14 protein-coding genes are annotated in these 14,072 nt (G+C 65.7%); 8 read left to right on the top strand and 6 right to left on the bottom strand.

Features of this window, described 5'->3' with window-relative positions; genetic code table 11:
* The 8 genes from CFB18_RS12345 to CFB18_RS12310 all read left to right on the top strand — a co-directional run bounded on the left by CFB18_RS12345 (position 1) and on the right by CFB18_RS12310 (position 8,515).
* Entirely contained in the window at positions 1-933 is a 933-nt protein-coding gene (locus CFB18_RS12345; protein ID WP_088572158.1) for a phosphoribosylaminoimidazolesuccinocarboxamide synthase, read from the top strand.
* Positions 934-943: 10 nt separating this feature from the next.
* Positions 944-1,450 carry an AIR carboxylase family protein gene (locus tag CFB18_RS12340; RefSeq protein WP_088572101.1) on the top strand — a complete coding sequence of 169 codons (507 nt, stop codon included), beginning with the start codon at positions 944-946 and terminating at the stop codon, positions 1,448-1,450.
* A gap of 11 nt (positions 1,451-1,461) precedes the next feature.
* On the top strand, positions 1,462-2,958 hold the full coding sequence (gene purF / locus CFB18_RS12335; RefSeq protein WP_200808211.1) for an amidophosphoribosyltransferase: 1,497 nt from the start codon (positions 1,462-1,464) through the stop codon (positions 2,956-2,958).
* Positions 2,955-4,280 carry a phosphoribosylamine--glycine ligase gene (gene purD, locus CFB18_RS12330; RefSeq protein ID WP_088572100.1) on the top strand — a complete coding sequence of 442 codons (1,326 nt, stop codon included), beginning with the start codon at positions 2,955-2,957 and terminating at the stop codon, positions 4,278-4,280. The genes purF and purD overlap by 4 nt, the downstream gene beginning before the upstream one ends.
* 12 nt (positions 4,281-4,292) lie before the next feature.
* Positions 4,293-5,315, top strand: a complete 1,023-nt coding sequence (gene purM / locus CFB18_RS12325) for a phosphoribosylformylglycinamidine cyclo-ligase (protein ID WP_088572099.1) — start codon at positions 4,293-4,295, stop codon at positions 5,313-5,315.
* 50 nt (positions 5,316-5,365) lie between these two features.
* Entirely contained in the window at positions 5,366-5,986 is a 621-nt protein-coding gene (purN, locus tag CFB18_RS12320; protein WP_200808210.1) for a phosphoribosylglycinamide formyltransferase, read from the top strand.
* 326 nt (positions 5,987-6,312) lie between these two features.
* The gene (gene glnA / locus CFB18_RS12315) at positions 6,313-7,803 is read left to right on the top strand and encodes a type I glutamate--ammonia ligase (protein ID WP_088572098.1); all 1,491 of its coding nucleotides are present in this window, start codon (positions 6,313-6,315) and stop codon (positions 7,801-7,803) included.
* Positions 7,804-7,885: 82 nt separating this feature from the next.
* Positions 7,886-8,515 (top strand): LysE family translocator, encoded by a 630-nt coding sequence (locus tag CFB18_RS12310; protein WP_159461740.1) that lies wholly within the window; start codon positions 7,886-7,888, stop codon positions 8,513-8,515.
* A 213-nt stretch (positions 8,516-8,728) separates the two neighbouring features.
* On the opposite strand, the gene CFB18_RS12305 is transcribed toward CFB18_RS12310, so the two are convergent.
* From CFB18_RS12305 to hisC, 6 genes are all read right to left on the bottom strand, one after another.
* Complete coding sequence (locus tag CFB18_RS12305) at positions 8,729-9,643, bottom strand: hypothetical protein (protein ID WP_088572096.1); 915 nt, start codon at positions 9,641-9,643, stop codon at positions 8,729-8,731.
* 216 nt (positions 9,644-9,859) lie between these two features.
* Complete coding sequence (locus CFB18_RS12300) at positions 9,860-11,572, bottom strand: cytochrome c oxidase subunit I (protein WP_200808209.1); 1,713 nt, start codon at positions 11,570-11,572, stop codon at positions 9,860-9,862.
* A 14-nt stretch (positions 11,573-11,586) separates the two neighbouring features.
* Entirely contained in the window at positions 11,587-12,105 is a 519-nt protein-coding gene (locus CFB18_RS12295; RefSeq protein ID WP_088572095.1) for a cupredoxin domain-containing protein, read from the bottom strand.
* A gap of 16 nt (positions 12,106-12,121) precedes the next feature.
* Entirely contained in the window at positions 12,122-12,265 is a 144-nt protein-coding gene (locus CFB18_RS15415; RefSeq protein ID WP_159461739.1) for a hypothetical protein, read from the bottom strand.
* Between the two features lie 109 nt (positions 12,266-12,374).
* Positions 12,375-12,971 carry an imidazoleglycerol-phosphate dehydratase HisB gene (hisB, locus tag CFB18_RS12290; protein WP_088572094.1) on the bottom strand — a complete coding sequence of 199 codons (597 nt, stop codon included), beginning with the start codon at positions 12,969-12,971 and terminating at the stop codon, positions 12,375-12,377.
* On the bottom strand, positions 12,958-14,058 hold the full coding sequence (hisC, locus tag CFB18_RS12285; RefSeq protein ID WP_088572093.1) for a histidinol-phosphate transaminase: 1,101 nt from the start codon (positions 14,056-14,058) through the stop codon (positions 12,958-12,960). Before hisC ends, hisB begins: the two co-directional genes overlap by 14 nt.
* Positions 14,059-14,072: the final 14 nt, after the last annotated feature.

Below are 14,072 nucleotides of genomic sequence, written 5' to 3'. Positions count from 1 at the left end.
ATGGCGCAGGCAGTGTCCGCCGTGGAGCTCCCGGAGCTGGGGACTCGGCGCGCCGGAAAGGTGCGGGATATTTATGAGGTGGGGGATCGCCTGATCCTGATCGCCACAGACCGTATCTCCGCTTTCGACCGGGTCCTGGGGGTGATCCCCTTCAAGGGGCAGGTGCTGAACCAGCTCAGCGCCTGGTGGTTCGAGCGGACCCGCGATCTCATCCCCAACCACCTCCTGGCTGTTCCCGATCCTAACGTGATGGTGGTCCGACGGGCGCAGCCGCTACCTGTTGAGGTGGTGGTGCGAGGGTACATCACCGGGGTGACGCGCACCTCCCTCTGGACCCTGTATGCCCAGGGGGAGCGTCGCCCCTATGGGATCCCGCTGCCGGAAGGCCTGCGGAAGAACGATCCGCTGCCGCATCCCATCCTCACACCCACCACGAAAGCGCCCTCCGGGGCGCACGATGAGGTCCTGACCCGTGACGAGATCCTGCGGCGGGGCTTGGTGCCGGCGGATCTCTGGGAGCGGATCGAAGCCATCGCCCTGACCCTTTTCGCCCGCGGCCAGGAGGTCGCCCGGCAGGCGGGTCTGATCCTGGTCGACACCAAGTATGAATTCGGGCTGATCGACGGCGAGCTGGTCCTCATCGACGAGTTGCACACACCGGATTCCAGCCGCTACTGGCTGGCGGAGAGCTACCGGCCCGGTCAGGAGCCCGAGTCCATGGACAAGGAGTTCGTCCGGGCCTGGTTCGCCGCTCGGGGCTACCGGGGGGACGGCGAACCACCTCAGATGCCGGCGGAGCTGATCCGGGAGGCGGCCGCCCGCTACATCGCTGTCTACGAGCGGCTGACGGGGGAGCCCTTCCGTCCGGGGGAGCAGCCCGCTGTCGAGCGGATCCGCGGCAACGTTCGAGCTTTCCTCAACATCTTCGGATGAGAGGGCAGCCATGACGAGGCCGTTGGTGGTCATCCTGATGGGGTCGCGATCGGATCTGGAGCACGCCCGGGCGGTGATCCGCGCGCTGGAGGAGCTGGGGCTGGACTGGGAGCTTCGCGTCGCCTCCGCCCATAAGGTGCCGGATCATCTGCTGGACTTGCTTCGAGGATATGAGGCCGACTCTCGTCCCAAGGTTTACATCACCATCGCCGGGCGCTCCAACGCCCTCAGCGGGATGGTGGATGGTCAGGTGCTGGCGCCAGTGATCGCCTGCCCGCCGATCTCCGAGGCTTTCGGGGGAGCGGATATCTTCTCCTCCCTGCGGATGCCCGGGGGGATCGCTCCGGCCGTGGTGCTGGATCCGGCGGGGGCAGCCCTTCTGGCGGCGAAGATCCTGGGCCTGTGCGACGCCGCCATCCGGGAGCGGGTCGCCGCCCTGCAGGCGCGGGGCCGGCAACGGCTGCTGGCCGATGACGCCGAAATCCGCGCCCTTCGTCCCGCGGCTCAGGGCACCTGAAGGAGGGAGCGATGAGGGTCCCGATGGCCCGACGCGAGGCGGATCATCCCCGGGAGTCGTGTGGGATCGTGGGGTTGTGTTCGGAAGGTCGCCCGGCGGCCCCGCTGGCGATGATGGCGCTGTGGGCCCTGCAGCATCGCGGCCAGGAGAGCGCCGGCATCGCCACCAGCGATGGCCGCGTGGCGTATCTGCACAAAGGGATGGGCCTGGTTTCCCAGGTCTTCCACGAGGGGATCCTGCGTTCGCTCCGGGGCCATCTGGCTATCGGGCACACCCGTTACTCCACGACGGGGGTTGCCCATCTGCAGAACGCGCAACCCTTCCTCAGCGAGACTCTCCTCGGTCCCCTGGGCATCGCCCACAACGGCAACCTGGTGAACGCGCTTCCGCTCCGCCGGCGTCTTCTGGAGCGGGGTGTGGGCCTCTCCTCCGGCAGCGACAGCGAACTGATCCTTCAGATCCTGGCCTCTCCCCCTGAGGCCTGGGGATTTGCGGCGGCTGTGGAGCCCGAGGGGGATCCATGGGTCTCCCGTCTCCGGTGCCTGTTGCGCTTGAGCCCGGGGGCCTATGCCCTGGTCGTTCTCACCCGCGAGGCGATCTATGCCGTTCGAGATCCTTATGGCTTCCGCCCTCTGTGCCTGGGGGAATGGGAGGGAGGATATGCGGTGGCCTCGGAATCCTGCGCCCTGTCTATGATCGGGGCCCGCTATGTGCGGGAGATCGCGCCGGGGGAGATCGTGCGTTTGGATCCACGGGGGGTGACGTCCTTCGCCGGAGGTGTCCCCTCTTCCCCTGCCTTTTGCATCTTTGAGTATGTCTACTTCATGCGCCCCGACTCTGAACGGGAAGGGGGAACCGTGTATTCGGCGCGCCTGGCCCTGGGACGTCAGCTGGCCCGGGAGGCTCCGGCGGAGGCGGATCTGGTCATCGGGGTGCCGGATTCCGCCACCGCTCACGCCATCGGCTACAGCCTGGAGAGCGGGATCCCCTTCGTGGAAGGCTTATTGAAGAACCGCTACATCGGCCGCACCTTCATCCAGCCCGACGATCAGGCCCGACGATGGGGGGTCCGTTTGAAATACAGTCCTCTACGCGAGGTGCTCCAGGGACGTCGGGTGGTGTTGGTCGACGACTCCGTCGTCCGTGGTCACACCACCCGCCAGCTGGTCCAGCTTCTCCGGGAGGGAGGCGCTTTGGAGGTTCATCTGCGCATTGCCTCCCCGCCGATCCGCCACCCCTGCTTTATGGGGATCGATATGGCGACTCACGAGGAGCTGATCGCCCATCGCCTGGATGAGGAGGGGATCCGTCGTTTCGCCGGCGCGGACAGCCTGGCCTTTCTCAGCCTGGAGGGGATGCGCCGGGCGATTCGGGAGACGATGCCGGTCCCGGAGGGAGGATACTGCACCGCCTGCTTCTCCGGCCGATATCCTGCACCCCTACCCGAGGAGATCCGGCGCGAACCCTCGCCGAAGCTCGCCTTTGAGGGGATCCGGAGCGTGCGATGAAGAAGGGGAAACGGGTTCTGGTGGTAGGATCCGGCGGCCGGGAACACGCCCTGGCATGGGCGCTGGCCCGGTCCGCGGAAGTCGAGGCGGTTTATGTCGCGCCGGGCAACGGGGGGACGAGCTGGCCACCTTCCCCGGAGGCTTCCGATCTGCATCCGCGGGCCCCTGCGCGTTCGGTGCCCCTTCGCTCGGACGACATTCAGGCGCTGATCGATTTTGTGCGTGAGCAGGGGATCGACCTGACGGTGGTGGGCCCGGAGGCCCCGCTGGCCCGGGGAATTGTGGATGCTTTCCGGGCGGCCGGCCTTCGGATCTTCGGGCCCAGCCGCGCGGCGGCTCGCATCGAGACCTCGAAGGCCTTCGCCAAAGCGCTCATGCGCTCGTGTGGCATCCCCACCCCCGACTATGCCGTGTTCCATGACTTCGAGAAAGCGCGAGCTTATCTGCGCGCCCGCCCGGGTCCAGTGGTGGTCAAGGCCAGCGGTCTGGCGGGCGGCAAGGGCGCCTTTGTGTGCGAGAGCTCGGAGGAGGCCGAGGAGGCGCTGTATCGCCTCATGCGCGAGCGTATCTTCGGGGAGGCCGGGGACACGGTGGTCGTCGAGGAGCGGCTGTATGGGTCGGAGCTCTCCTTGCTGGCCTTCAGCGATGGGCGGACGGCCCGGCCGTTGCTGCCGGCTCGAGACCACAAGCGGCTGCTGGACGGAGATCGAGGCCCCAACACGGGAGGGATGGGTGCCTATGCCCCGGTGCCCGAAGTAGGTCCTGACGCCGTCGATCGGGTGGTTCGGGAGATCATGGAGCCCGTGCTGCAGGCGCTGGCCTGCCAGGGAACCCCCTTTGTGGGCGTCCTCTACGCCGGCCTGATGTGGACCGAGCGAGGGCCTTTCGTGCTGGAGTTCAACGCCCGCTTCGGCGATCCGGAGGCCCAAGCCATCCTCCCGTTGCTGGAGACGGATTTGCTGGCGGCGCTGGAGGCTTGCGTGGAAGGCCGTCTCGGCGATGTCGAGCTGCGCTGGCGCCCCGGCGCCTGCGTCACGGTGGTCCTGGCAGCCCCGGGATATCCCGGCCCGGTCCCGGAGGGGCTTCCCATCGCCGGCCTGGAGGAGGCGGCGGCCCAGGAAGGGGTGCTGATCTTCCACGCCGGCACCCGACGGGAAGGGGATCGGGTGCTCACGGCCGGCGGGCGGGTCCTGGCCGTCAGCGCCATCGGCGGGAATCTGCCCGAGGCCGCCGCCCGCGCCTACGCGGCGGTGGAGCGCATCCACTTTGAGGGGATGCATTATCGCCGGGACATCGGCCGATCGTCCCCCGCGATCCGATAAGGGGAGGGGGAAATGCCAGCGGAGGCCTACGCGCAGGCTGGGGTGCGCCTGGATGTCGCCCGGGACATTCGAAGGCGGATCGCGGACGCCGTTCGCTCGACGTACGGCCCGGAGGTGATCGCCGGGATAGGGGCCTTCGCAGGCCTCTACCGGGCGGAGGCCCTTCGGGGAATGGAGGAGCCGGTCTTGGTCGCCTCCACGGATGGGGTGGGCACCAAGCTGAAGGTGGCGGCTCGTCTGAACCGTTGGGAGACCGTCGGCTACGATCTGGTCCATCACTGCGTCAACGACATCCTGGTGCACGGCGCCCGCCCTCTCTTTTTCCTGGATTACATCGCGGCGGCCCGTCTGGACCCGGAGGTGATCGTCCGTGTGGTGGAAAGCGTGGCGGCCGCCTGTCGGGAGGTCGGCTGCGCGTTGCTGGGAGGAGAGACGGCCGAGCTTCCGGGGGTCTACGCGCCGGGGGAGCTGGACCTGGTGGGCACCATCGTCGGCGTCGTGGAGCGTCCGCGGATCCGGGATGGTTCCCGCATCCGTCCGGGGGACCGCTTGCTGGCGCTTCCCTCCAGCGGTCTTCACACCAACGGCTACAGCTTGGCCCGCAGGGTGCTCGCGGACCAGAACTGGGAGCGGCCTCTGCCGGAGCTGGGGACCTCCATCGGAGAGGCTCTCCTGGCCCCGCATCGCTGTTATCTGGAGCCGATCCGGCGTCTGGAGGCTGCAGGCATCGATCTGAAAGGACTGTGTCACATCACAGGAGGGGGCGTGTATGAGAACCTGCCGCGGGTTCTGCCCCCTGGCACCGCGGCTGTCCTCCGTCGGGGGACTTGGCCGGAGCCGCCGATCTTCGGGCTCATCCAGCGCCTCGGGGGGATCTCCGATGAGGAGATGTTCCACGTGTTCAACATGGGGCTGGGCATGCTCCTGGTGGTCCCCCCCTGCGATGTGGAGCTTGCGCAGGCCGTCCTGCCCGGGGAAATCTGGCTTGTGGGAGAGATCGTGGAAGGAGACCAGGCGGTCCGAGTCGAGGGGTGAGCCGTCGGCGCCTATATCCTCGAGGGCAAGCGCAGCGGAGGTGGAAACCCTTGCCCGAAGCGCGAAGCCGGTTGGTGGTGATGATCTCCGGGTTTGGGAGCAACCTGCAGGCGATCCTGGATGCCTGTGCGGCGGGCCGCCTGTGGGCGGAGGTGGTGCTGGTGGTCTCCAACCGCAAGGACGCATACGGACTGGTTCGGGCAGCCAGAGCGGGCGTGCCCACACTGTATTTCCCCTTGCGTCCCTATCGGGAGCGGGGGCTGGACCGCACGGATTATGATCGAGATCTGGCCGAGCGGATCGCGCCCTATCGCCCGGATCTCATCGTCCTGGCCGGTTGGATGCACATCCTGAGCCCCGCCTTTCTGGATCGGTTCCCCGGCCGGGTGATCAACCTGCACCCGGCCCTGCCGGGCATGTTCCCCGGGCGTGATGCGATCCGCCGCGCCTTCGAGGCCTACCGGCGCGGGGAGATCGCGTATAGCGGCTGTATGGTGCATGAGGTCACCCCGGAGGTGGACGCCGGGCCTGTCTTGGCCCAGACTGTGGTCCCCATCTTCCCCGACGATACCCTCGAGCGCTTCGAGGCCCGCATGCACGAGGCCGAGCATCGCATCCTCCTCAAGGGGATCCAGCGCGCCCTGGAGCGCATCCGGTCGCGCGGCTTTTGAGATCGGGAAGCCCCCTCTTCATCGGGATCCCCATCTCAGAGTTCACCAGCTATAATTTTGAAATCCCCCAAGACATGGGATGATTTATGACAAAAGTAGAGACTCAGTTTATTTAAGTCGACCTTTTATAGAACCAGAATGGATTCTTGGCGGCCGAGCTCGCCTAGCGGAGGCGAGAGGCTGGAGCGCTACAAGCCCCCTTTCGGTAGACCTTTGTGCATCGTGCACAAAACTGGGCATCTCGATTTTGGTCTCCTTGCCCGTAGCCAGGGCTCGTGCCTCTTTCTACAATCGGGGGGAATTTCCATGCCGTGAAGGAGGTGGCGATGGCCCGGCAGACCCTCACCGAAGTCGCCCGCGAGGTCCTGGAGCGCGGCAACGGGAAGGCCCCCAAGCCCCTCACCAAACCGAAGGACGTCATCGAGTTCGCCCGCGCCCAGGGCGTGGTGATGGTGGATCTCAAGTTCGTGGATCTGCTGGGGAACTGGCAGCACTTCAGCATCCCCATCACAGCGCTCTCTGAGGAAGTCTTCCAGGAAGGGCTAGGCTTCGACGGCTCCAGCATCCGGGGCTTCCAGTCCATCGACCAGAGCGATATGATCCTGATCCCGGACCCCACGACCGCGGTGGTGGATCCGGTCTGTGAGGTGCCCACCCTCAGCCTGATCGGCGACGTTTACGACCCGGTGACCCGTGAGCCCTACACCCGGGACCCCCGTTACATCGCTCGCAAGGCCGAGGCGTATCTGAAGCGGAGCGGGATCGCCGATGTCAGCTACTGGGGCCCGGAGGTGGAGTTCTTCATCTTCGACAGCATCCGGTTCGATCAGGGGGCGCATTACGGCTTTTATTTCATCGACTCGGAGGAGGGGATCTGGAACAGCGGCCGAGATGAGGGGCGGCCGAACCTGGGCCACCGCCCGCGGTGGAAGGAGGGTTACTTCCCGGTGCCCCCGGCGGACTCCCTCCAGGATCTGCGTTCGGAGATCGTGCTGCGGCTGATGCAGGCGGGCATCGAGGTGGAGACCCATCATCACGAGGTGGCCACCGGCGGGCAATGTGAGATCGATATGCGCTTCCAGACCCTCACCCGCATGGCCGATCAGGTGTTGATGTATAAATACATCATCAAGAACGTGGCCCGGGCCCACGGGAAGACGGCCACCTTCATGCCCAAGCCGCTCTTCGGGGACAACGGCTCGGGGATGCACGTGCACCAGAGCCTCTGGAAGGAAGGCCGGAACCTGTTCTGGGACGAGCGGGGCTACGCCGGCCTCTCGGAGCTGGCCCGCTATTACATCGGCGGGATCCTCTACCACACGCCGGCCCTCCTGGCCTTCTGCGCTCCCACCACCAACTCCTACCGCCGTCTGGTCCCCGGCTACGAGGCGCCGGTGAACCTGGTCTACTCCCGGCGCAACCGCAGCGCCGGCATCCGCATCCCGATGTATTCGGACTCCCCCGAGGCCAAGCGGATCGAGTATCGCTGCCCGGATCCTTCGGCGAACCCCTACCTGGCCTTCGCCGCCATCCTGATGGCCGGCCTGGACGGGATCCAGAACCGCATCGATCCGGGGGACCCGGTGGATGTGGACCTTTACGAGCTGCCGCCGGAGGAGGCCCGAAAGATCAAGCAGGTGCCGGGCTCCCTGGAGGAGGCCCTGCGGGCCCTGGAGCGGGACCACGAGTTCCTGTTGCGGGGCGGCGTCTTCACCCCGGATGTCATCGAGACATGGATCGAGCTGAAGCGGAAGGAGGTGGATGCCATCCGCCTCCGGCCGCACCCGTATGAGTTTTACCTCTACTACAGCGCGTAAGGGAGCGGCCTCATCGGACAGGGGGCGGAGGGAAAGCCCCTCGGCCCCCTGTCTGTTTCCGAGACTCTGTATGGAGGGCCGTGTGATCGGGATTTTCCTTCGCGGGTTGCTGCTCAGCCTCTCCCTCTCGGTCCCTCTGGGGCCCGGGAACCTGGCCATCCTGCGGGCGGGTCTGCGCAGCGGGTGGAGAGGGGCCGTCCTCACCGGTCTGGGGACCGTAGCCGGGGATCTTACATATTTCACCCTGAGCCTGGTGGGGGCGGCGACCCTGCTGGTGCAATGGCCGGCGCTGGGGACGGCCATGGCGGCAGCGGGGGCTGTGTTGCTGATCGGGCTGGGGATGCTGACGCTGCGGGATGCATGGCGGGGGGTGTCCGTCTCCTGGGAGGCGGGGGCTTCTTCCTCCCGGCTGTTCCTGACCGGTTTGGCCATCACCTTGACGAACCCGATGGTTCTCCTCTGGTTCGCCGCCATCGCCTCCACCATGCTCCGCCTGGGGATCCCGGAGGTCACGCCGACCGCGGTGGCAGTGTTCTACAGCGGCTTCACCGCAGGGAGCCTCCTCTGGGTGGGGGTGCTGGGCCTGGTGGCCCACGGCGGGGTCCGACGGCTCTCCCCTCCGGTGTTGCGGGCGCTGACCCTCCTGTGCGGGCTGACGTTGCTGGCGATGGGTGGATGGAGCGGATGGCAGCTGCTGGCATCTCTGGGATGACCAGAGGGATCGGCACATCCCGCTGCCTATAAAGCCCCCATCCCCTTCGTGTTTCTTTCCATCTTTGCCAGAGTAGGTTGTACCCCTTCATCGTTGAGTTGAAGTGGGGCTCAAGCGATGTGTGGAAAAAGATGGGCCTGGTGGCCCAGGAAGGATCCTTCAGGCGCGCATATCCGAAAAAAGGTAGGGGCGCAGCGCCGCTGGGCCCCTGCTTCATTGGCTCGCATGATCTGATGCGGCCATGAAGAGCTGACGGTAGAACAGGGTCCAGCATGACGAGAAGAACATGGCGGTCCCCGTGTTGATCGCCAGTTCCGCAATATATAGACCCATCAGAGGTAACCTGCGCCCACCGGGAGCGGAAACCAGATCCGGCGCTTGGCCTGCCTGATAGCCGGTTATTCCTTGAAGGATGTAAAGCGGTGCCATAACTCCCAGCCCGATCCCGAAAAGCATCAGGGCGAAGGGGATCACCTGGCCGGAATGCCGCTGGAGAGCGTTCCAACCATAAGCGATGCTCGCACGGATCGAACGGTGGTTCAGGATGCATGCCCGATCCGCAAGGGCTTCGATCCAGCTGAAGAGGATCAAGGCAGGGATCCAGATCGTTGCCCCCAGACAGCAGCAAAACAGGCCCAGATCGATCTGGGGGCCCGGGATGGTCGATCGTCCCTCGACCAGCGCTTGCCCGATCGGAACGATCAGCGGGAGCACGGAGGCTCCCGCGAGTAAAAAGATGGGCAGCCGGAGCAGCCCGTGGATCAGGAAGATCCGCCAGCCGTAGCGCCGGATGGCCTCCCAGCCTGCGGAAAGCGTGGGCGCCGCGCCCTCCTCTGCGCGGTTCACCAGAACAATCAGCGCGGCGTGCCCGGATGCGTTGATGAGGAGCCACATAACCAAAGTGAAAAGGGCCAGAAGGGAAATCCCTGCCCACACCCATGGAAAGGAGGGGTGGAGAAGGAGCCCCCGGAGCTCTTCAGGAGATCGAGGGAAAGCGATGAAGGCGTTCCCGCTGAACTGGAAGAGGGCCATGGGAGGTCCGAAACCGGCGATGAACCCGAACAGCCACAAGGATCTGTGGCCGCTCACGATTCGCCAGGCTCGCGAAAACAGCGCGCGATCGTCCATGGCCCTTCTCCAGGCTCGTGCCGAATGCAGGGAACCGAGGTGTTGAGGATCTGCAGCGGACCGGGCTCTGGAATCATTCTACTCGATGTACCCGGATGTTGCGATTCAAAAAGGAGCATGAAAAACAAAGCACAGGGCCGGATATCTGCCCGCACCCTGTGCTTTTTCTTCGCCCTGGAAATGTTTGAAGCGATCTTCGGCGTTTGGAGTGCCCGGTCAATGAACTAGCCAGCTCCGGAGCCCCAGTAGCCACCAGTTTCGGAAGTAAACCAGGATGAAGAAGGCCAGGAAGGCCAGCGCGATCACGAAGGTCCCCCGGGGCTCCTCATGGGCAGTTTCCGCCGCTTCGGGCGGATCCGCCGGGCTCGCGACCACCAGGCGGAGGGAGCGGGCTTCCTGAACGGCCCCGGTGAGCACGGAGCTCAGGACGACGAGGAGGAACATGGCGCCGCCGATCGAGGCGATCACGCCGCCGAGGCCGGCGATGGCGAGGGTGAACTGGGCGGATTCAGGAATCAGCGTAGAGAAAGCAGCGGGGGTTTTGAAGACGGCCCAGTCCCGGCGAGGAACCCCCAGGGTGCCGCTGAGCAGGAAGCCCAAGATCAGCAGCAACATCCCGAAACCAAACACGTAAGGCTGATACGAGGCCAGTCGCTTCAGCCGAAGCTCCCTCCGGAAGATGAGGGGGATGAGGTAATAGGTCAGCCCCATGAAGGCCAGGGTGGTGCCCCCGACCACCGTGGCGTGGAAATGCCCGGGCACCGCCAGGGTGTTATGGAACTGCATGTTGAGCTGCTCCGTGCCGATGATCACCCCGCTCACCCCTCCCAACCAGCCGAAGAGGACCATGGAGACCACCAGGGCGGCGAACCCCGGCTCCTGCCATGGGGCCCGGCGCAGCCACTCGAAGAGCCCCCGGCGATACCCCTGGCGTCGCAATGCCACTTCCACGGCCGCCGGGATCGAGAAGGCGTGGATCAGGCTCCCCAGGACGGCCAGATACATCGCATAGGACGTGTTGAACATTTTCCACGCGAAGCTCAGGCCGGGGTCCACGAGGAGGTGGTGAGCGGCGCCCAGGTTGATGAACAGGATATAGAGAACAAAAGCCAGCCGGCAGAGTTTCTCGTTGATCGGCGTCGCGCCAACGGTGATCGCGGCCAGCGCATACCACACCGCTACCATGGCGGCCAGGTTGATCTGCTGGGCCGGGTGCCCGAAGCCCCAGAAGAGGTTGCGATAGAAGCCCGGATCATAGGTGCGCAGCCACCCCAGGGACCAGAAGAAGGCAGGGATGAAAGCGATGGCCCCGGAGAGCAGGGTGTAGGTGGCGATGATGGCGGCCGTCGCCAGCCCGAAGACCACCAGGGGCACGGAGCCCGTATAGCGACCCTCCAGGCGGGCGATGAGAAGGTTGACGAAGAAGAGCGCCACCGCGATCAACGCGCCCACGGCGAAGAGGATGACCCCCAGATAGAAGAGGGGATGGGCCTTCAAGGGCACATAGGCCGTGAACATCACATCCGCGCGCCCGGCGAGGACGATCCCGTTCACCAGCAGGGCCCCCAGGAGCATCAGGGCGAAGGCGAGGCGGGCCGCCCACGGGCTTGCCAGCCGGGCGTTCAAGAGCACCGTGCTCCCGAAATAGAGCCCGGCCACCTCAAAGAAGACGATCCAGGCCACCAGCATGTTGAAGCCGTGGCCCGTCACCAAACGATAATACCAGGTGGCCGGCAGCAGATGGACGGCTTCCCAGCGGGTCAGGGCCAGCAGCAGCCCCATGACCCCGCCGACGAGCAAGAAGATCACCGCCGCGGTGGCGTTGGCGATGATCATCCGCTCCGCCGCCAGATCCACCCGCAGCCGGGTCACCGGGCAAACGCGGAAGATCGCCTTCTCTTCACCAAGCGGAATGGCTGGAGCCGCCATGCCGGCCTCCTTTCTCAATCCGTGACCAGGATGCGCCCGACCATCACGTGATGTCCGATGTAGCAAAACTCGTTGCAGACGATGGAGAACTCTCCGCTTGTCAGCGGGGTCAAGGTGATCACATAGACGTATTCCGGCAAGATCTGAAACGTCAGGTTGGCAGGCTGGATGGAGAAACCATGCTGCACATCGATCGAGGAAACGTGGAGGCGGTAGGTCTGTCCTTTCTTAAGCTTGAGGATGGGGTACCATTGCCACTGACGGGCCAGGAGGTAGACATCCCCGGGAGGGGGCTCCACGACCGGGATGCCCTTCTCCGTGCCAACCTGATATTGGCGGACGAATTCCTCCACCCGCTGCTGGAATTGGGCAGGGGCAGCCCGATAAGTGGTCGCCGGGACGTTATGCCGGCCGAGGATCAACCAGACCGGCATCATGATAAAGAGCACCAGGCACCAGGCGAAGGCCAACAACAGCCAGGTCCGCTCCAGGCGGTCCAGGGGCCTCCACCACACCCGCGGCGGCGCGAACATAGGGCCCTCCTTTCTTTCAGGGGACCAGGAGAGGAGTTCGCAGCAGATCCAGCAGACCCCAGATGTTGTAAAGGATCAGGCTGATGACGAGGGAGAGAAGGAAAAGGAGGAACAGCTCATCGAAGATCATCTGTCCCAGCGGGATCTGTTCCTTCTCCATCGCCCACCTCCTCCGAGGAATGCTGCTGCGTTCGCAAAGCCGAGGTCATGCTTAGTTTCCCCCGGAGAAGGGGAGGGGGCCTATGATCGCCGTCATATTGGGAAAAAGATCACAATCCGAGCGTCCCCTTGGTGGAGGGGATACCGCCTCGTCGGGGGTCCGGTCGCACGGCCAGCTCCAGGGCGCGGCCCAGGGCTTTGAAGAGGGCCTCCGCCCGATGGTGATCATCCCGCCCGGAGAGCAGGCGGGCGTGCAGGTTCATCCGGGCGTGGACCGCCAGGCTTTCCAGGAAGTGGGGGATCAGGGAGGTGGGCAGGGCCCCCACCGTCGGTCCGCCGAAGGGGAGATCCAGCACAGCGTAAGGCCGGCCGGAGAGATCCACCGCCACGAAGGCCAGCGCCTCGTCCATCGGCACATAGGCATGCCCCATCCGCACGATCCCTTTTCGATCCCCTAACGCCTCGTCCAGGGCCTGTCCCAACACGATGGCCACATCCTCTACCGTGTGATGGGGATCGATGTGGAGATCCCCCCGGGCCTGGACCTCCAGGTCGAAGAGCCCGTGGAAGGCGAACAGGTGCAGCATGTGATCCAGGAAGCCGATGCCGGTCTCCACCCGGGCTTCTCCCCGCCCGTCCAGTCGGAGAAAGACCGTCACCTCGGTTTCCGCGGTGCGCCGCTGGCGTCGGGCCTCACGGGGCGCCATGGGGGACCTCCTCGGCGATCTCCGTCAGGGCCCGGAGCAGCGCCTCGCTGTGCTCCGGCCGCCCCACCGAAATGCGGATATGCTCCCGGAGCGCCGGCGCGGTGTAGCGGCGGACCAGGATCCCGCGCCGCAGCAGCGCCTCCCACAGGCGATGGGCGTCCCACCCGCTCACCCGGCACAGGATGAAATTGGTGTGGCTGGGGAACGGCCGGAGGAAGGGGAAGGCCTGCAGGGCCCGGTAAAGCCGCTCCCGCTCGGCCACCAGGCGGGCCACGTTCTCCATCAGATACGCCCGATCCTCCAAAGAAGCCAGAGCGGCCTGCTGCGCCGCCAGGTTGACGTTGAAGGGCGGGCGTACCTCGTCGTAGGCCCGGACCAGGTCCGGGTGCATTAAGGCGTAGCCCAGGCGCAGGGCCGCCAGCCCCGCCCACTTGCTGAAGGTCCGCACGATGGCCAGGTTCGGATAGCGCGGGAGCCATCCGGCGAAGGTGTGGCCGGAGAACTCGAAGTAGGCCTCGTCCACGATGACCATTACGCCTTCCTCGAGGGCCGCCTGAAGGGTCTCCTCGGGGAGCAGCTGGCCGTCCGGGTTGTTGGGGGAGGCCAGGAAGACGGCGGCGGGCTGCAGTCGCCGGATCGCCTCGAGGAGCGTCTCGCGGGGGAGGCGGAACTCCTCATCCCGTTGGACGACGTGGACACGGCCGCCGTGCCAGCGGACGGAGAGGGCATACATCTCAAATGTGGGCTCGGCGATGAGGGCCGCCCGCCCGGGCCCGACCAGCAGCCGAGCCAGGAGATCGATCACATCATCCGCTCCGTTGCCCAGGGCAATCCGCTCCGGGCCGAGGCCAGTGTATTCGGCCAGGGCGCGGCGCAGGGCCCGCCCCTGAGGATCCGGATAGCAGTGCCATTCCCCGTTCCGCAGCGCCTCCCGGGCGCGCGGGGAGGGCCCGTAAGGGTTCTCGTTGGCGTGCAGACGGATCAGCCGGTCCGGCCGGATGCCGTAAGCGGCGGCCAGCTCCTCCGGAGAGACCGCCATGCTATAGGTCAAGAGATCCCGGAGATCCGGTCGGATCCATCGTTCCATGCGGATCGCTCCTG

It is taken from the genome of Thermoflexus hugenholtzii JAD2 (assembly GCF_900187885.1).
GTDB classification, from domain to species: Bacteria; Chloroflexota; Anaerolineae; order Thermoflexales; family Thermoflexaceae; genus Thermoflexus; species Thermoflexus hugenholtzii.
This window is presented reverse-complemented; position numbering and strand designations above follow the sequence as displayed.